15 protein-coding genes are annotated in these 20,350 nt (G+C 36.1%); all 15 read left to right on the forward strand.

All coding sequences use genetic code 11. From position 1 onward, the window contains the following. The first annotated feature begins 60 nt into the window (after positions 1 to 60). The 15 genes from CLOLE_RS02885 to hydA all read left to right on the forward strand — a co-directional run bounded on the left by CLOLE_RS02885 (position 61) and on the right by hydA (position 20,349). Entirely contained in the window at positions 61 to 2,148 is a 2,088-nt protein-coding gene (locus CLOLE_RS02885) for a methyl-accepting chemotaxis protein (RefSeq protein ID WP_013655567.1), read from the forward strand. 3 nt (positions 2,149 to 2,151) lie between these two features. Continuing rightward, positions 2,152 to 3,207, forward strand: a complete 1,056-nt coding sequence (locus CLOLE_RS02890; RefSeq protein ID WP_013655568.1) for an aldose epimerase family protein — start codon at positions 2,152 to 2,154, stop codon at positions 3,205 to 3,207. 42 nt (positions 3,208 to 3,249) lie between these two features. Continuing rightward, positions 3,250 to 5,157, forward strand: a complete 1,908-nt coding sequence (locus CLOLE_RS02895) for a sialate O-acetylesterase (protein WP_013655569.1) — start codon at positions 3,250 to 3,252, stop codon at positions 5,155 to 5,157. Between the two features lie 196 nt (positions 5,158 to 5,353). Continuing rightward, positions 5,354 to 6,514, forward strand: coding sequence for a PucR family transcriptional regulator (locus CLOLE_RS02900; RefSeq protein ID WP_013655570.1), 1,161 nt, complete (start codon positions 5,354 to 5,356; stop codon positions 6,512 to 6,514). Positions 6,515 to 6,665: 151 nt separating this feature from the next. Then, positions 6,666 to 7,979, forward strand: coding sequence for a 3-phosphoshikimate 1-carboxyvinyltransferase (gene aroA, locus CLOLE_RS02905; protein ID WP_013655571.1), 1,314 nt, complete (start codon positions 6,666 to 6,668; stop codon positions 7,977 to 7,979). Positions 7,980 to 8,267: 288 nt separating this feature from the next. Next, positions 8,268 to 9,374, forward strand: coding sequence for an RNA ligase RtcB family protein (locus CLOLE_RS02910; protein WP_013655572.1), 1,107 nt, complete (start codon positions 8,268 to 8,270; stop codon positions 9,372 to 9,374). Next, positions 9,349 to 9,936, forward strand: a complete 588-nt coding sequence (gene prfH, locus CLOLE_RS02915) for a peptide chain release factor H (RefSeq protein WP_013655573.1) — start codon at positions 9,349 to 9,351, stop codon at positions 9,934 to 9,936. The genes CLOLE_RS02910 and prfH overlap by 26 nt, the downstream gene beginning before the upstream one ends. Before the next feature lie 85 nt (positions 9,937 to 10,021). Beyond that, positions 10,022 to 11,442, forward strand: a protein-coding gene (locus tag CLOLE_RS22345) for an IS3 family transposase (protein ID WP_242825766.1) whose coding sequence is annotated in 2 segments (ribosomal slippage) — positions 10,022 to 10,508 and positions 10,508 to 11,442 — 1,422 coding nt in all. Because the reading frame shifts where the segments join, the coding sequence is not laid out codon by codon here. A 555-nt stretch (positions 11,443 to 11,997) separates the two neighbouring features. After that, positions 11,998 to 13,323, forward strand: coding sequence for an aminotransferase class III-fold pyridoxal phosphate-dependent enzyme (locus CLOLE_RS02930; RefSeq protein WP_013655576.1), 1,326 nt, complete (start codon positions 11,998 to 12,000; stop codon positions 13,321 to 13,323). A 30-nt stretch (positions 13,324 to 13,353) separates the two neighbouring features. Then, positions 13,354 to 14,508: an iron-containing alcohol dehydrogenase gene (locus CLOLE_RS02935; protein ID WP_013655577.1), complete on the forward strand. Its 1,155-nt coding sequence runs from the start codon at positions 13,354 to 13,356 to the stop codon at positions 14,506 to 14,508. A gap of 153 nt (positions 14,509 to 14,661) precedes the next feature. Then, entirely contained in the window at positions 14,662 to 15,495 is an 834-nt protein-coding gene (locus tag CLOLE_RS02940) for an ABC transporter ATP-binding protein (protein WP_013655578.1), read from the forward strand. A gap of 2 nt (positions 15,496 to 15,497) precedes the next feature. Continuing rightward, positions 15,498 to 16,310 (forward strand): ABC transporter permease, encoded by an 813-nt coding sequence (locus CLOLE_RS02945; RefSeq protein WP_013655579.1) that lies wholly within the window; start codon positions 15,498 to 15,500, stop codon positions 16,308 to 16,310. A 12-nt stretch (positions 16,311 to 16,322) separates the two neighbouring features. Continuing rightward, entirely contained in the window at positions 16,323 to 17,108 is a 786-nt protein-coding gene (locus tag CLOLE_RS02950; protein WP_013655580.1) for an ABC transporter permease, read from the forward strand. Positions 17,109 to 17,183: 75 nt separating this feature from the next. Then, complete coding sequence (locus tag CLOLE_RS02955; protein WP_013655581.1) at positions 17,184 to 18,365, forward strand: ABC transporter substrate-binding protein; 1,182 nt, start codon at positions 17,184 to 17,186, stop codon at positions 18,363 to 18,365. Positions 18,366 to 18,981: 616 nt separating this feature from the next. Further along, a complete protein-coding gene (gene hydA, locus CLOLE_RS02965) occupies positions 18,982 to 20,349 on the forward strand; it encodes a dihydropyrimidinase (protein ID WP_013655582.1) in 1,368 nt (455 codons plus the stop codon). Position 20,350: the final 1 nt, after the last annotated feature.

Raw genomic sequence — 20,350 nt, forward strand, 5'->3', positions numbered from 1 at the left:
ATTTGATTGTTAGATTTGCTTAAGGTAAGAAATGACGGATTAAAAATAGGGGGAATACAGATGAAGAACTTACACTTAATGGCTAAAAAAAATCTAAATAAAAAGAAAGTAAAAGATAAAAAAACAGTAGAGAAAAGAGGTTCTATTAAGAGGAAATTGATTAGCTCATATATTCTTTGTACAGTAGTTCCATTAGTTGCTGTTAATTTATTTTCAGCCAGTCAATCAAAGGTTACAGTTAGAGATATAACGAGCCAAATGGCCATAGAGATGGTTAAGCAAACAGGGGCCAATACAAGTTATTATACAGAAAGTATAGAAAGTGGTATGACTAGAATTATTATTAATGACTTAAATGCTTCGACTAATAATTTGGTTGGTGAGTACGCAAAAATAGCAATAAAACCTAAGAATAATGCTAATGATTTAGAAAAGCACAATATTATAAAAAGTATAGTAACGCAAATTAACTATAGTGTATCCCTGGATAAGAACATAGAAGATATTGCTTTATTAATGGATGATGGAACAAAGATTTTGTCTGGAATTAAGTTGAAGGAAGAAGATGTAGAGCGCTTTGTAGGTAGAGATACCACAGAAGAAGTGAACTGGGAGATTATTGATACTAATAATGCGAAGGAAGTTTTTGCTTACAAAGAAGTTATTAATATAAAGACTGCAAAAAGAGTAGGCCTCTTAGTGGTAAAGGCGAAGTATGACATATTAGAGGAAAAGGTAAATAATATCAATTTATTTGAGGGGTCTAATGTAAGCATTTTAAATGTAGATGGCCAGGTGATTTGCTCCAATGTTGATGAATCTATAAAGGAACAAGTTGTAGCTCACATTGATTTAGAAGCGGAAGAATGGTCTGAAGAAGTAAATGGGAATTTAGTGGCGAGTGCAAAAACTAATAATGGCTGGGTGATAGTAGCTGAGATTCCACAGAAAATGTTAACGAATAGAATTGATAAGGTCGTTAATCTAATATGGCTTATGGTAATCATTATTGGGCTAGTAGCCATTACTATTGGAAGTACTATTTCAAAGGGAATTGTCAATTCAGTAATGCAATTAAAGGGGCTTATGAAAAAAGCAGAAGAAGGAGATTTAACAGTATTCGCTAAGACTAAAGGTAATGATGAGATTTCAGAACTAGGAAATAGCTTTAATCATATGATAGCCAATATACAACAATTGCTAAAGCAAGCGAAGAATACTGTTGAACATAGTGTGGAGGCTGCAGGCATTCTTAAAAGAAGTAGTACTACTTCAATAGAAGGTATTTCGCAACTGACAAGTTCCATTGGTAATATAGCAGAGGGCTCAAATAGCCAAACAGAGGATATTAGTAATAGTGTATCGGTAATGGAACAACTGGCAAGTAGTATTCAAGTAGTCATCGAAAATACAAACGTTTTATTGCAGCATACTCAAGGTACAAGACAAATTATTGAAGATGCAAGCAGTAACATGACGTTTCTTAATACAACAGTGACTTCTACTCATGGTGTGTCAGCTGAGATTAGTCAAAGTATTATGGAACTAAGTACATTAACGAAGACTATTGGAGAAATAATGACCTTTTTAGATGATATTAGTGAGCGGACTAATTTACTCGCTTTAAATGCCAGTATTGAAGCAGCAAGAGCCGGAAATGTAGGTAGAGGTTTTGCTGTGGTAGCGGATGAAGTAAGAAATCTGGCGACTCAGTCAAAAGATTCCTCTAATCATGTAAAAGACGCATTAAAGGGAATTGAAGGTAAGGTAGCTCAAACTACTCATTTAGTAGTTAAATCAAATCAATTATTAGAAGAGCAATCTGTAGCTGTCAATAAAACTTATGAGTCTTTAAATCTTATGATTAATGATTTAAAAGAAATAAGTGTAGGCCTAGAGCGAGTAAATTCTAGAATAGAGTTAATGACGCAGTATAAGGATGAGATGATTAAAAAAATGGAGAATATTGCTTGTGTTAATGAAGGAAATGCTGCTGCTGTAGAGGAAGTTAATGCACTAAGTGAGGAGCAACATTCCATAGTAGAGCAGTTTGCAAGTTTAGCTAATGAACTGCTAATAACAATAAGCGGTTTAGAAGAGAGCGTAGCTACCTTCGTTGTATCTAAGAATGAGAGTGAGATGAAATAAATAATGAAATGTGATACAAGTATAACGATATCAAAAAAAGGAAATCGTATCATCAAGTATTTGATGACTAATGATGTAGGAATGAAAGTAGAAGTGCTTAATTTAGGGGCAACATTAACTAAGGTTATCGTACCAGATAAAGAGGAAAATTTTGAAAATGTTGTGCTGGAATGGCAAGACATTAATGTATATGAGGAAAATCCAGGATACATAGGAGCTACAATAGGCAGAATGGCAGGACGTATTCATCAAGGAAAAATAACGTTGGATAAAAAAGTTTATTCATTAACCCAAAATGAGAATGGTAATATGCTACATGGAGGACCAGAAGGATTCCATCATAAGTTTTGGGATGGAATGGTACAATGCAAGGATGATGAAATAAGACTTCAATTGTGCTGCAAAAGTAAAGATGGGGAAGAAGGCTTTCCTGGAAATGTAGAGGTGAAAGTAACCTATATACTAAATAATGATAATGAACTTTTTATACAATACGAAGCGGTGACAGATCAATTAACTATAGTTAACCTCACAAATCATGCTTATTTTAATTTGTCTGGAAATGGGAAACGTTCAATATTGGAACAAGAAGTGTGGATAGATAGTGATAGTATATTTGAATTAGATAACGAATCTATTCCAACAGGTGAATTTTTATCTGTAGATGAGGAATATTCATTTGACTTTAGAAAGGCAAAGCCAATAGGCAAGGATATTCATAATGATTCAGTGCAGCTTAGATATGGAAAAGGCTATGATCATCTATGGTTATTGAATCAAGGAGAAGAGAAAGTAGTAGAGTTATATGACCCTATTTCAGAAAGGTGTATGGAAATAACAACAACAGAACCTTGCGTCGTAATGTATACCATGAATAATCCCCCTAATGAAAAATTGAAAATAGCAGAGCAAGCCATAAGGTATGGTGTATGTTTTGAAACACAAAAATGTGCTATTGGATATGAGGAAGTTTTTAAGGAGCCATGTATACTTAGACCTGATAGTATTTATCAATCAGAGACTCAGTATAAATTTACAGTACGTGAGAAACGAAAATAGGTCGGGTAGAAAATAAAGCAAATTGATAGAGGATTTAGGGGGATGAATAAAGTGGCTAATAGCAACGAATTGAGATTACCTAAATTAATTGGCGATGGAATGATTTTACAAAGAGAACAGCCTAATAAAATTTGGGGATATATTGGCGAAGGAAAGAAAGTAACTGTTAAGTTTGTCAATACTATTTATGAGACAGAAGGAAATAGAGAAGGAAAGTGGGAAGTATGTTTGAAGCCATTACCAGATGGTGGGCCTTATAACATGGAGATTAAAGCAGATAAGACGATTATTATACAGAATATCCTAATGGGTGATTTATGGATTTGTGGAGGTCAATCCAATATGGAATTGCCAGTAAGTAGGGTGATGGAACGCTATAGAGATGAAATTAATAGTTATGTAAATCCATTAATTAGAATGTTTAAAGTTCCCATGGCATATGATTTCGAGGCCCCACAAGAGGAACTCATTGAGGGTTATTGGCAACCTTTAACGAAAAGAAATGTACAGGATTTTACGGCTACTGGCTACTTTTTTGCGAAAAAGCTGTTTGAAAAATATCAAGTCCCAATAGGTTTAATACACACTGCTGTTGGAGGAACACCTGCAGAAGCGTGGATTAGTGAAGAAGGACTTAAGGCAATGCCGGAATATATAGAGCAGATAGCCAAGTACAAGAATAAAGATTATATAAGACAAGTACTAGAGAAGGATGAGGAAAGAATTAACCAATGGCTTCACAGGCTTGATAATCTTGACAGAGGTATGAGTAGTAAAGAATCTCGATGGTTTGAAGTTGATTATGAAGATAAGGATTGGGCAACTATACAGCTTCCTACTATTTGGAAAAATGAGGAGATGTATTTAGATGCAGGTGTCGTTTGGTTTAGAAAAAAGGTTAATATACCGGCAAGTATGATAAAAAAACAAGCTAGGATTTTGCTAGGCACTATTATTGATAGCGATACGGTATATATCAATGGGCAAAAGATAGGAGAGACAGGTTATCAATATCCGCCTAGAATATATGATATCCCCCAGGGGATTTTAAAAGAAGGAGAGAATATACTTGCTATACGGGTGGTCTGTTGGCGGGGAGAAGGAGGATTCACTCCAGATAAGCCTTATCAAATAGAAACAGCAGATGAAAGTGTTGATTTAAAAGGTAAGTGGTTATATAAAGTAGGTACTGGCACAGCAATAGAAGCATTAGCACCACAAATTTTTATACAATTTGAACCAATAGGGGTACATAATGGGATGATTGCGCCTTTAAAAAATCTTGTGCCTAAAGGGGTTATATGGTATCAAGGAGAATCCAATGCGAGTAGGTTACCTAAGAAATACAAGCAATTATTTGAACTGCTTATTAAGGACTGGCGGAGAGTGTGGCAAAATGAAAAATTACCTTTTATATATGTGCAACTTCCTAATTTTAAAAATATAGGATGTGAATATTGCTACAGTACTTGGGCTGAAATTCGAGATGCGCAGCTTAAAACATTAGAAGTAGCCCATACAGGAATGGCAGTCACTATTGATATTGGTGAATGGAATGATTTACATCCTTTAAACAAAAAGGACGTAGGTGAACGACTAGCACTGATAGCAAGAAGTTTAGTTTATAATGAACCTATTGTTTGCAGCGGCCCCATATTTAAACGAGCTAGAGTATCGGCAGATCAAGTGATACTTACCTTTGAACATATAGGCAGTGGGCTACTAGCTAAAGGTGGAAAATTAGAAGGATTTACTATATCGCCAGATGGCAAGCGTTTCATTCCTGCAAGATCAAGTATAAAAGATAATGAAGTAATAGTTTGGCATGAGTGCATCAAACAACCTGTAGAAGTAAGATATGCATGGGAAGACAACCCTGAGAATGCTAATCTATATAATAAAGAAAACTTGCCAGCTTCACCTTTTAAGGTTAATCTATTAGAAGTGTAGTCGATTATGAAATGATTGAAACAGAGATTAGAGTATTACTCAATAAAATAAGTTGCTTTAATAAATGACTTGAAAAAATAAAAAATGACGACTAAAATAAGAGATAATGTGCAAAGGGGCATACTGGAAAATCAGTATGCCCCTTTTTATATGAAAAAAGGGGTTTGTTAGCTAGAGGTCAAAAGGAGGGGGACACATGGCTATTACTGTAAGAAAGTTGTTTAAAAATGCTACTATTCTTTATCAGATGAAATTGATTGCAGGGAAGCAAGGATTAGATCGTCTTGTACAGTGGGTACATATTATTGAAGATGAAGATGTCAGTAAATTTTTACATGGCCAAGAGCTTATCTTTACTGCTGGTATATTAAACACAGGAGAAGAATGGTTCCTTAATTTTGCTAAAAAGCTTTATACAGTGGGAACAGCAGCTTTTGTTATTAATATTGGCCCTCATACAAAAGAAGTACCTAGGTCGGTTATTGAATTTTGTGATGAAGTGCAGATGCCTCTTTTTACAATTCCTTGGCAGACACGAATGGTTGATATGACTAGAGATTTTTGCCATCGTATTATGAAAAATGATGATGTTGAAATGAGCATGTCAACCACCATTAAGAATATTATCTTTGGTATTGGGGATTTAGAAACCCAAATTATCCATATGGAACGCTATGGTTATCAAAGAGAGGGACGGTTCTCTTTTGTTGCGATTTCAGTAGTGGCAGATAGTAAAGAGGATGGTGAAGTAAAGATAGAACGATTAAAGAGATATGCAGAAAGTATTGCTAGAAGCATTCATGAGCTTTATGTGGCGTTTTCTTATAATGGAGATTTGATTTTAGCATTAGTGGATTATAGTGTTTATGAAGTAGAGAATTTTATAGAAAAATATTTAAGCATCACAGACAAAGAAGTACCTAAGTGGCAATTTTATATGGGGGTAAGCTCTAATACGAGAAATATTAGAAATCAACAATGTAATTTTAATAGGGCCTTAGAAGCCTTGCGAATGGCAAAAAAACAACAAAGGCAAGAGGTTTACTATGATAAACTAGGTGTGTATAAGCTCCTTTTATCTGTGGAAGATAAAGAAGTATTAAGAGATTTTTATAAGGAGTGTGTGGGTAAAATTGAGGCCTATGATAAGGAGAATCAGACAGATATAATGAGCTTTTTAAAGATTTATCTCGAAAATAACGGAAGTCCTCAGCTTGTCTCTGAGAAGCAGTACGTTCATCGTAATACAGTCACTAATCAGCTTAAAAAGGTTGCTAAGATTACGGGGCTTGACCCCATGGATTTGGAAGACCGTGTGAAATTATATTTGGGGTTTTATATTAATGATATTTTATAGGCTTTTTCTATGAACAATACTTAGAATGTGTTAAGCTTTTACTAATGAGAGGACTAGGTGGAAAAGGAAAACTATGTTATAATAATCAGAAAATTATATTGGTGTTATGAAATAGTAGAAAGGAATTATAAAACAGGAAGGAATTAAGTAGATGTGGAAGCAGGAAGTATATGAGGTAAAAACACTTTTTAATAAAATAAATACAAATAAAAAAGTTAAGGTGAGTGTACCAGGATCTAAAAGTATTACCAATAGGGCACTGCTTATTGCTACATTAGCAGATGGAATCAGTGAATTAAAAGGCACACTTTTTAGTGATGATTCACGTCATTTTCTGCAATGTGTGCAAGAGTTAGGGTTTGAAACAGAAGTAGATGAAGCAGCATGTATGATTAAAGTACATGGCTTAAAGGGAAAAGTGCCAAAGCGTGAGGCAGCAATCTATGTAGGAAGTGCAGGAACAGCAGCACGTTTTTTAACAGCTTTTTTAGGGGTGTCGGATGGAGTATACAAATTAGATGCCTCAGAGCAGATGAGAAAACGTCCTATGGCACCATTGCTTCATACGCTAGAAGGTTTGGGAACAGAAGTGGACTATGAACTAGAAGAAGGTTGTTTCCCATTTACCTTAAGAGGTAAACCTGTGACTAAAGATCAAATGAGTGTGAATATTGAAAAAAGCAGTCAGTTTTTAAGTGCGCTTCTTATTGCTTCTACCTGCTTTAAGGAAGATGTAACGATTTCTTTAGAAGGCACACATGGTATGGCTTATATTGATATGACAATTAAGATGATGAAACAATTTGGCCTAGAGGTTAGAGAATCACAGGCACATCAATATTTTATTTCAAAGGGACAAACCTATGAAGCAAAGCAGTATCAGATAGAACCAGATGTATCTGCAGCTTGTTATTTCTATGGTATGGCAGCGCTTTTAGGCATAGAGGTGGTAGTGGAAAATGTCTTTTTTGATTCATTACAAGGGGACATCCAATTTATCAGCTTCTTAGAAGAAATGGGATGTAGCGTAGAGGAAACACCAGAGGGAATCTGCGTGAAAGGTCCAGTAGATGGAAAATATAAAGGCATTACAGCAGATATGCATGCTTGTTCAGACCAAGCCATTACATTAGCTGCACTTGCACCTTTTGCAGACTCACCTACAATTATAAAAGGCATTGGTCATATTAAATATCAAGAGAGCAATCGTATAAAAGCTATAACCACTGAACTTCGCAAGATGGGAATTCGTTGTGAGGAAGATGAGGATGGTGTGACCATTTATCCAGGAGAGCCAACAGCAGCAAGAGTTGAGACTTATGATGACCATCGTATGGCAATGGGCTTTTCACTTATTGGACTAAGAGCAGAGGGAGTTACTATTTCAGACCCTATGTGCTGCAGAAAAACCTTTGAGAAATATTTTGAGGTGTTGGAAGAAGTCGTGATGAGCCTAAGAGATTAAGAAAATAAGGTTATAATTAAACACATGAGTAATAATAAAGGTGAATTAAAAACTTGACTTGCATCCTATAAGTGATATAATGAGTCTGAAAATATAAAATATTTATCTTGATAAACAGAGGAGTGGTCGTTATGTTGGAAAATATGAAAAAGGTGACAAATCAATAATTTTTATATCAAACAACGATACACTTTTTCTAATAAAAGAGATTAAAAGTGCGCAGTGTGTTTGCGTACTTTTTTTGTGTTCAAATTTAGAAAAAGGCTATGTTTATTAAGGAGAATATGAATGGGAAATGAAAAGATAGTATTAATAAGTAATGAGAAGAATTGGATTGAACAAATAGCAAAAGATCAATTAGTAGGTGTAAGTCAATTAAAAGATGTCATAAGGGTAGTAGGATTACCAGACTTGCATGCGGGAAAATCACCTATTGGAATAGCACTTCTTAGCCAAAATCGCTTTTATCCTCATTTGATTGGGAATGATATAGGCTGTGGTATGGGACTTTTTGAGACAGCCGTTAAGTTGAAGAAGTATAAACAAGACAAATGGGTAACACGCCTAAGTAATATTCGTCAACTTTCTGATTTATGGATTATGAATCCCTATGAAGAAGAAAGTCCTATTTTAGAATTGGGAACTATAGGAAATGGTAATCATTTTGCAGAATTCCAGTGTATTCATGAGGTGGTCAATAAGGATTTATATGAGCAGCTAGGCTTAGAAAAAGATAAAGTATTTCTGTTAGTGCATAGCGGTTCAAGAGGCTATGGAGAAAAGATCTTACGTGCACATTTAAAGCCAGAAGGCATTTTGAAAAATTCAGATGAAGCAGTCACTTATCTGGAAGAACATGAAAAAGCTTTGATATGGGCAAGGCGCAATAGAGAACTAGTTGCTAAAAAGCTATTAGGGCATTTAGGCGTTAACGATGAAATTGTAACGGTGATAGATTGCTATCATAATTTCTTAGAAGAAACCAGTGAAGGATTTATTCATAGAAAAGGAACGACTTCTTCTAAGGTAGGACCTATTGTTATTCCAGGGTCTAGAGGAAGCCTTAGTTATATTTGTATGCCAAAAGAAGACACGAGTTTATCCCTAGATTCATTGTCTCATGGAGCGGGAAGAAAATGGGCTAGAAGCTTATGTAAATCTAGAATCAATAATAAATATGATAGAGATAGCATTAGATGCACAGAGTTAAAGAGTAAGGTAGTATGTCATGATACGAATCTCTTGTTTCAAGAAGCGCCAGAAGCTTATAAAAATATTGAGCAAGTTATAGACAGTCTGATGAAATTTGGTTTAATTGAAGTGGTGGCTACATTAAGACCGCTTATCACATATAAAGGGGAGGTGACTTATGAAAGTGCAAATAAGTTCAGGTAAAGGTCCTTGTGAATGTGAACTAGCAGTTGGCATGTATTTTGAAAAATTAAAGGAAGAGTATTCAAATCTAAAGTTAGTAGAGGCCCATCAGGGTAAAGCGAAAGGATGCTTTACTTATATAACTTGTGAGCTAGATGAGGCAGCAGACTTGAAGCAAGGTTCTGTGTTGTGGATTTGTGAAAGCCCCTATAGGGCTAACTGCAAACGAAAAAATTGGTATATTGATGTCAGTATTTTAGAAGAAGTAAAGAAAGTATCAACAGAGGAAATTATTCGGTTTGAAACATTTAGAAGTGGGGGAAAAGGCGGACAGCACGTCAATAAAGTGGAAACAGGTGTAAGAGCTATTCATATGCCTACAGGTATAGCAGTAGTATCAACAGAGGCAAGGAGCCAGCATATGAATAAGCAAATTGCCATGAATAGGCTACTTGACTTACTAGCACAGGTTAATGAAGATGCAAATCAAAAAGAAAAGCAACTAGCCTGGCTAGAACAAAATAGGCTTATAAGAGGAAATCCTATAAGGATATTTAAAGGTAGAGATTTTAAAGAAATATAAACAAAGAAGCCACCTTTTAGTTTGTGAATGTACCGACCCCCAAAAGTTAGACCAAAAATCTAACGATTGGGAGGTCGGTATTTTTATGACAAAACATAGTTTTGAGTTTAAAAAGAAAGTGGTTTTAGAATACCTAAACGGTGAAGGTGGAACACCTTATCTTTCAACAAAGTATGGATTAGGCTCTACTTCACAATTACGCAAATGGATTAATGCATACAAGGAATTCGGAGATGCAGGATTAATGCGTTCAAGAAAAAAAGAATATTACTCTTTTGATTATAAACTTCATGTTGTAGAATTATATTTAACAAGTGAGGTTTCGTATCAAGAATTAGCTATTCAAGAAGGAATTAATAACCCAGCATTGATTTGTAACTGGGTAAATAGATTCCAAGTGGCAGGTCTTGATGCTCTAAGACCTCATAAGAAAGGTCGGAGAAAAACATTGGAAAAGACTAACTCAAAAGATGTCACGCAACTTACAAAAGATTTTACAGTAGATACGAGCATGGAACATGTACGAGAATTAGAAGATGAATTACTTAAACTTAGAATAGAGAATGCCTTTTTAAAAGAACTGAGGAGACTGCGTTTAGAGGACGAAGCAAAAACGAGAGACTTGCTAGGGTCATCAACAGTCTCCGAAGACAATTCAAACTAAAAGACCTTCTCTCGTACAGTCAAATGCCTAAGGCTACATATATGTATTGGCAAAAGCGTTTTAATAAAGAAAATCCAAACAAAGAAATTGAGGATAAGATTTTAGAAATACATAAAAATAATAAGAACTATGGATATAGAAGAATGTGTGGAGAACTTCGGAATCAAGGATATATAGTAAATAAGAAGAAGGTTCAAAGAATTATGCAGAAGTTCAACCTTCAGGTTACATCATTTACTAGAAAAAGTCGAAAATACAGTTCCTACAAAGGCAAAGTTGGAACTGTCGCACCAAATAGAATTAGAAGACGTTTTAACACGAATATACCTCATCAGAAGATAACAACTGACACAACAGAATTTAAATATTATGAGATTGATAATAAGGGTCATATGACTACGCATAAGCTTTATTTAGATCCCTTTATGGATATGTGTAGTGGTGAAATAATGAGCTTTGAAATGGGTAGACAACCATCGGCTCAGAATGTTATGAAGGCTTTAGAAAAAGCAATAGAGATTACTTCTGATTGTCCATATCGTAGAACTTTTCATTCAGATCAAGGGTGGGCTTATCAAATGAAAGCCTATTCAAACAGACTGAAAGAAGAAAAAATATTTCAAAGCATGTCAAGAAAAGGAAACTGTCATGATAATTCAGTAATGGAGAATTTTTTTGGTTTGCTGAAACAAGAAATCTATTATGGTGTTGTGTATTATAGTTATGAGGAATTAAAATCAGCAATAGAACGATATATAAAGTATTACAATGAAAAAAGAATAAAGCAAAAACTAGACTGGCTCAGTCCTGTGCAATACAGAATTAGCCTCTTAGCAGCATAAAAATGCGTAACAGACTTATCAAAAATCTGTTACGCAATAAAAGTCTAACTTTTTGGGGTCACATCAGAACTTAAAGGTGGCTTTTTTGTTTGCCAGCACTTCATTTTAACCTTTACAACTTACCTTGCAGCTCTAAAATCACATAGCAGTAGCTCCTCAGTACGACTTGCACGTAAAGAGACTATGGGTGTAAGTATAAAAGTTAAAACGAAGAGTGAGGAGCTCCTAAAAGTCTTAGCCGGTGCACCCTTGTGATAGGAAACTAAGGCTTTAAGACTCTGGTTTTAAACTTTATTTATTTGTTTTTACACTTATCTATATGTACTCTAAAAGTGGAGTCCCTAAAAAATAAAAAATAGGATGATGTGCAATTGCACAATCAAAAATGGGCAGATGGCAATTGCGAAGAAAAATGGAGGGAGCTATAATAGCCATAAGATACAAGAAAGCAAAGGGGCTTATCCGTATAGGATAGGCCCCTTTGACGTTTTATCTAAGAAGTAGCCTAAGATAATACTTAGATAGATTAAGAAAAGATTGAGGGAGGAAGAGGATATGACAGGAGAAGAAATTAAAAGCACATTAACAAGTTATAACTTACAATCTTGGAGTAAACAAAGAGGATTAAATCCTATTCCGGTAGTTAAAGGCGAAGGCATTTACTTTTGGGATGATCAAGGCAATCGCTATACAGATATGTCGTCTCAGTTAGTTAATATGAATTTAGGTTTTGGGAATAAAGCCATAGGAGATGCCATTAAAAAGCAGGTTGATCAGTATTGTTTCATTTCTCCTTCTTATGGAGCAGAATCCAGAGCAAAGCTGGCAAAGAAAATTGTAGAGCTGATGCCAGATAATATGGGCAAAGTATTTTTCACTAATGCTGGGGCAGATGCTAATGAGAATGCCGTTAAAATGGCAAGGATGTTTACAGGAAAAAATAAAATATTTAGTCGCTATAGAAGTTATCATGGTTCTTCTTTTGGGGCTGGCAACTTAACAGGTGAACCAAGGAGATATCCCTTAGAACCAGGTATTCCAGGCTTTGTGAAATTTTTCGATCCGTATCTTTATAGAGAAGCCGTTTGTTTTGAATCAGAGGAAGCAGCAACAGCTTATTACATAAGAAAATTAGAAGAGCAAATTCAGTATGAAGGGCCAGATAGCATAGCAGCTATTGCTATGGAAACAGTAACAGGTTCTAATGGCGTTATTATTCCACCTAAAGGCTATATGCCAGGTGTAAGAGCCCTTTGTGATCAATATGGTATTTTAATGATTTGTGACGAGGTAATGACAGGTTGGGGAAGAACAGGTAAATTATTTGGTTTTGAGAACTTTGATGTCAAACCGGACATTGTTACCTTTGCCAAAGGTGTTACCTGTGGTTATATACCACTTGGAGGCTGCGTCGTAAGTAAAGAAATAGCAGCTTACTTTGATGATCATTTACTTTCTTGTGGTTTAACGTATAGCGGTCATCCTCTAGCTTGTGCAGCTGGTATAGCATGCGTTGAATACTATGAAGAAGCTCATATTCTAGATAATGTAGTAGCAGTTGGAAAGGTATTAGGAGAAAAGCTAGAAGAAATGAAAACAGCACATCCATCAGTGGGAGATGTACGTTATATAGGCCTTTTCTCAGCTGTGGAGTTAGTCAAAGATAAGGTGACAAAAGAGCCATTAGTACCTTATGGTAGAGATCCTGAAGGAGTCATGGGAAAAATTATTGGCATGCTAAAAGAAAAAGGGTTTATGACTTATTCCCATGAAAATATGATTTTAATTGCCCCACCATTAATCATTACCAAAGAGCAACTTATAGAGGAACTTGCAAAATTAGATGAAGTATTAGACAATGTAGATAGGAAGATTTCTTGATTTCAGTGTTTCTTGAAAGGGGTAGAATAAATGGCATATGAGTTTACATTACCAGGAAAAGTAGTCATAGGTGAGGGGGCATTAGCTTCTTGTGAAACAACGATTAAAAGCTATGGAAAAAGAGCGTTTATTGTAACTGGTAAGATGATTACTAAGTTAGGCACCTTAAAACTTTTAACAGATTATTTGCATCAGTGGGGGATTGGATATACTGTCTTTAACGATATTACAGGAGAACCTACAGATGAAATGATAGAAGCAGGAGTCAATTTATATAAGGATAATGGCTGTGATTTTTGTATTGGTATAGGTGGTGGAAGCCCACTAGATAGTGCAAAGGCTATTGCAGCTATGAGTGTGCTAAGAGGCAAGGTTTCAGACTATATGGGGAAAGAAATAAGTGGCACATTTCCACCAATGGTACTGATTCCAACAACAGCGGGTACAGGGTCAGAAACGACTAAGTTTACCATTATCACAGACACTAAGAAAAATATTAAGATGCTTCTAAAAGGCAATGCACTTTTACCTCAGCTAGCAGTAATTGACCCTAGTTTAACTTATTCATCACCAAGGCATATTACAGCAGCAACGGGAATGGATGCTTTAACTCATGCAGTAGAAGCTTATACTTCAAGAAAAAGTAATACGCTAACGGATTTATATGCACTATCTGCTGTGAAACGTATATTTGAATACTTACCTATTGCATATAATGATGGTAATCATGCTAAAGCAAGAGAAGAAATGGCTATTGCGGCCTTTGAAGCTGGAGTATGTATTAATAATGCATCTGTTACCCTAGTACATGGTATGAGTAGACCAATTGGTGCACTTTTCCATGTACCACATGGAATTTCTAATGCAATGCTGATAGGAGAATGCCTGAGTTATGTGGTGGATGGTGCTTATGAACGCTTTGGAACGTTAGGAAGAATCATTGGTGTAGCTGATGATACGATGACTGATGAAATAGCAAGTGGTAAATTTTTAGAAGCATTAGCAGAGCTTTGTAGTAGATGTGAAATTCCTAGTCTTGAAGGATATGGTATTTCAAAAGCAGATTTTGAAATACACATCGAAAAAATGGCAAATGATGCAATGGCTAGTGGTAGTCCTTCAAATACTATTAAAGTAGTAGATGTAGAGGATCTAAAGCAGATTTACTATAAGCTATATAAGTAGAAACGATGATAAAGAGATTGCTTAGTTTCTAATCAATAAGAAGAGATTAAAACTTTAAATAAATATTATATTTTCTTTGCAAAGGTGCAAAACATGTTATTGTTTTGCGCCGCTTTTTATTTTCAATCATTTTATGAATAAGGAGGGAGTCAAATGAGTGCATTAAAAGAATTAGATACTGAATTTGAAGAGAGAGACTATTCCAAACCAAGAGAAGTTAAAACTGAGATTAAAATAGAAAACTTATCAGTAAGATTTGAGGATAAAAATGGAGGAGAGCCTGTTACAGCATTAAGTAATATCAATCTAGAGATTAATCAAGGTGAGTTTATTTCTTTATTAGGTCCTTCAGGGTGTGGGAAAACCACCTTGCTCCGTATCATTGCTGATTTATTGCAGCCTACAGAAGGAAGCATAACCGTTAGAGGAGAAACGCCTAGAAGTATTAGACTCCAAAAGAAATATGGTATTGTTTTTCAAAACCCTGTTTTATATGACTGGCGTACCGTAAGAAGAAATGTATGTATGCCTATGGAACTTCTAGGAATGCCTAAGAAAGATAGAACAGCTAGAGTTACTAAAATGTTAGATTTAGTTGGCCTTAATGAATTTGGTAAACATTATCCTCATGAACTTAGTGGGGGTATGCAGCAAAGAGTAGGAATTGCAAGAGCTTTAGCGATTAGACCAGAAATTCTACTTATGGATGAACCGTTTTCAGCACTTGACGAGTTCACTAGAGAAAAGCTTCATCAAGACCTTTTAAGAATATGGCGTAAAACTAACAAAACGATTATTTTCGTTACTCATAACATTCAGGAAGCTGTTTTCCTTTCAGACAGGGTTGTTGTTTTATCACCTCATCCAGGTAGGGTATCAGCTGTAGTAGATATTAATTTAGAAAGGCCGAGAGATCTTTCTATTAAGGATACAGCAGAATTTACTAAACTCGTGGCTAAGGTAAGAAATAGTTTTGAGGGGGTATAGGCATGAAAGCTATTAAAAAAGTACTTTTATCAAAACAAGCCGTAGTCTTCGTATGGCTTTTAGGCCTTATTGGTATATGGGAGATAGGCGCTACTATTATCGAGCAAACTAAGAGAACCCCTGAAAATGTGCTTCCTCACATTTATCAAATCATCGAATCTGTCTTTAGCAGCAAGTTAGTGAGCAGCAGTCAAACAGCTTTTCAGCTAGTGATGACTAGTGCTGGTGAAACTTTACTAAGAGCGGGTGTAGGTTTTTTAATTGGGGCAGCTTGCGGATTTGTTTTAGCACTCCTAATGAATTTATCAGGGGTAGTAGAAAAGGTAGCTTTTCCTTATTTGATGCTGATTCAAATGATTCCTATTTTAGGAATGGCACCCATTGTATTGGCTGTGACAAAAGATATCAATAAAAGTCGAATTATTATTGCAGCTATTTTAACTTTTTATCCAGTATGTACGAATACTTTAGCAGGCTTTAAGTCTGTGGAGAGAGAAAAGCATGAATTGATGTATGCCTTAGCGGCTAGCAAGTATGAAATTTACAAGAAGCTGATGATTCCTTCTTGTATTCCATATTTCTTTACAGGACTAAAAATCTCAGCACCTATGGCAATTACAGCATCTATCTTAGTAGACACCCTGCAAGGCGGTGGTGGACTTGGATGTATGCTTTCACAATCACTAAAGCATGCCATGAGTATTTATGTTTTTTGGCAGATTGTATTTTTCAGCGCTATTATCGGGATTTCCAGTTACTACTTAATGGGACTTATTGAACGATTAGTAGCACCAGGTAGACCTAAAAAGAGGTAAAGGAGGGGGCATATGAGTAAAGCAAAATTAACATCGGTTTTATATCCTTTATTATTTGGAATATTTATCATTATTCTTTGGCAGACACAGCTGCTGCATAAGCTTATAGGTGCAGATACCTTCACGCTTCCTCTACCTACTCGTATTATCAGTATCATTATTGATAACATGGGAAGCATTTGGCTCAATGTACAGGCAACAGCTATGGTAGCTTTAGGTGGTTTAATACTAGGTTCATTATTAGGTTATCTCATTGCTATTATTGCTACTTTATTTCCTAAATGGGGTATGGGTGGACTTACCATTATATCAGCTTTTAATGCTATTCCTATCATTGCCATTGCACCTATTTTGACTAATCTAACAAAGGATTTTAGTAAAGATCCGAATATTAGAAGTATGTTTGCTAAGATGCTGGTGGTGATGATTACTTGCACCGTGGCAATGAGCATTAATGCCTATCGGGGATTTACTGAGTTAAAACCTTTTTCAGAGGATTTAATGACTTCTTATGCAGCTAGTAAGAAAACTATTTTTCTAAAGCTCAGAATACCTAATAGTATACCTTATGTTTTTACAGCTCTAAGAATTAGTGTTCCAGGTTGTATTATTAGTGCATTGGTGAGTGAGTACTTTGCAGAATACATTATTGGGGTTGGTAGGCAGATTAGAGAAAGTATCGTACTTGCCCAGTATGCTACAGCTTGGGCGTATATTGTAGTGGCATGTTTGATGGCGATTATACTTTACGGCATCTTAATGGTAGCCGAAAATATCCTGCTTAAGGGACGAAGATAATGACCTTAAGCTTATATATAGAAGTAAGATGGTTTGAATAATAAAAATTTAGAGATTAAAAGGGAGGATAACAGTATGAATAAAAAATGGTCAAAATTAATCACAGTAATAATGGTAAGTGGAGCTCTTATAGTAGCTAGTGTAGGTTGTAGTAGTAAGACAGATGGTGAGGCTAGTCCTTCTCCAGTAGCGAGTGGAGCTACTGCTACAGAAAGCCCAAGTGGTGAGGCTGCTAGTCCAGCAGCAAGTGGTCCTTATTATAATGCAGATCAATCAGCAGAAGAGATTATTAAGGATGCTGCTAGCCAAGGTAAGGTTGGCAACTGGGGACTTGGAAACGAATATGAAATTCAAGCACTTCTAGCTAAATATGGTCAGCCTATTACTTATTTAAGCCAAGCTTTTGATATGGATGGTTTTGATGATGATTCTATTTTACTTGCCTCAGCTATGACCTATAACGAATTAGGCTTAGTTAAAAATGACTATGACGGTGCTTATAAATATGGGGATACTGTTAAAACCATCGATATGAATGATGAAGGCGTAGCAATGCTCGAAGATAACTTATTCTGCACGAAAGATTTTGCAGAGAAAAATCCTAATACAGTTAAAGCGTTTATCTATGCTTCTTTAAGAGGTTGGGAATATGCTGCGGAACATCCAGAAGAAGCAGCAGAAATTGTTTATAAATACGGTTCTTCCGTTTCCGCAGAACATCAAGCTTACATGGCTACAGAAGTTAAAAAACTGGTTCAAACCAATACAAAAGGTGAGACAGTAACGAATTATGGAGAGATGAATGAAGAAGCTATGGCTCAAACTCTTGAGTTAGCTAAAAAATATATTCAATTAAGTGATAGTACAGCAGCAGATGCACTTCAAAAATTAACCTTAGATGATATTAGAGATACTTCTTATTGGGAAGCAGTTACGGCATCAGCAGATGGCAAATTTGCACCTCTTGAAAAAACAGATGTAGCCATCCAACTTAAATGGTTACCACAAGCACAATTCATGGGATACTATGTAGCTTTAGATAAAGGATACTATACAGAAGCTGGCTTAAATGTGACCATTGTACCTGGTGGTGGAGATATTGGGGAAACCACAGCTGTTTACACAGGGCAAGTAGACTTTGGTGTAACTTGGGTATCTAACTTAACAGCAGCTAATGCTGGTGGTATGAACTTACTTGAAATTGCTCAAATCTATCAACGTTCAGGGCTAGTACTTGTATACAAATTAAATAAATAGAAAGTTGCCTTGGTGTTTATGAGAAATGCTACTGGGCGGAAATGAGAGGAGAGGGCTATCTTCCAGTGTTCCGGTTCAAGTTTTTAGAGGCACTAGGCTAGCTTATTTTGATGAACGTGCGAAAACTCCCGCTGGTCAAACACTCGCACTAAAAACCATCAAAAACACTCGCCAAGTGCCTCTAAAAAAACTTTCCCAAGTCACCCTTCCAGATAGCCCTCTCCTCTCATTTCTTACAAGCATTATTGACCTCATAAGCAATAGGCATTGAGGCAGCCGGAAAGAAGGCGTAACGATAGTAATTTATCTTTTTTCTTGGAAACACTGCAGGATAGTAGCTTTACGCGTTATTGTTGGTAGAACTGAGAGAGGGTGGCTGTCCTAGCGGGGTGACTTCGGAGTATTTTCAGTAGGCACTTAGCGAACGTTTTGGATGGTACTTAGCCCACGTGTTTGAGGGAACCGAGTTTGCGGGCGTTCATCCAAAAAAGTGAGCTTAGTGCCTACTGAAAATGCGGAGCGGATCCACGTAGGATAGTCACCCTCTCTCAGTTCCGCCCAAATGGCCTAGTAAAGCCACCGACAAATTTCTATTAAAAGTGGAGGAGGAAGAAAAATGGACTTATTAATTAAAAATGGAACAATTATAACAGCTGCTGAAACCTTTGTTGGAGATATTGCAGTAAACGATGGGAAAATAGTATGTGTTGGAATGAATCTTCCTGTAGTAGCTGAAAAGGTAGTAGATGCTGCTGGCAAGCTGGTATTACCTGGCGCTATTGATGCACACACCCATTTAGCTATGCCTTTTGGGGGAACAGTTTCAGCAGACAGTTACTTAGCAGGAACAAGGGCAGCAGCTTGTGGAGGGGTTACCACTGTATTTGATTATCCAATGCAAAGAAAAGGTTTTGGCATTATTGAAACAGTAGAAGCTAGAAAAGCTATATGTGATGTAGAAGCTTGCGTAGATTATGCTTTTCACTGCTGTATTACCGACTTAAATGATGGGGCGATTTTAGATGAATTTGAAGCAGCTGTCAATTACGGAATTACGAGTTTTAAATGTTTTTTAGTATACAAAAAGGAAGGCATGATGGTAGATGATGGCACCTTAGTCAAGGTTTTATTAAAAGCAAAAGAAGTAGGTGCCATGACCAACATTCATGCAGAAAATCCAGATTTAATAGACCTATATACAGCTCAGTTTTTAAAGGAAGGTAAGACTTCAGCTTGGTATCACTATATGAGTAGACCAGAATTTGTGGAAGCAGAAGCAGACAAAAGAGCAGTTCACTGGGCTTCTTCAGTAGAAGCGTCCTTATATCTAGTGCATATGGCAGACAAAGAAGGATTAGAAGCTGCAGTAGCTGCCAAAAGAGAGGGCCATGATATTTATATCGAAACCTGCCCACAGTATCTAGAGTTCACCTGTGATGTTTATAAAAGAGAAGATGGTAGAAACTTCGTTTGTTCACCACCCATGAAAGGGGAAGAAAGCAAAGAAGCACTATGGAAGGCGATTAGACAGGGTGCTATTGATACAGTAGCAACTGATCATTGCCCTTTCCAAAGCTATGAGAAGGATTGGGGAAAAGATGACTTTACTAAAATCCCCAATGGTTGTGCAGGTGTTGAAAATCTTTATCCTTATATGCTATCAGCAGCTAATGAAGGTAAGATTACTTTCAATAGGGCAGTAGAGTTGTGTTCTACAAATCCAGCTAAACTTTTTGGATGCAAACAAAAGGGTTCTTTAGCAGTAGGAAAAGATGCAGACATTGTTATTTATGATCCTTATAAAGATGTAACCATTTCTGTAAGCAACATGCATTCAGATTATGACCATACCATTTGGGAAGGAAAAAAGATACATGGGTATCCGGTTCAAACCTATGTACGTGGCAAGTTAGTTTATGACAATGGAGATTTTGTAGGCACACCAGGTTTTGGAGAGTTTGTAAAAAGAGAACCTAGAAAATAAA

The organism is Cellulosilyticum lentocellum DSM 5427 (genome assembly GCF_000178835.2).
GTDB lineage: Bacteria > Bacillota > Clostridia > Lachnospirales > Cellulosilyticaceae > Cellulosilyticum > Cellulosilyticum lentocellum.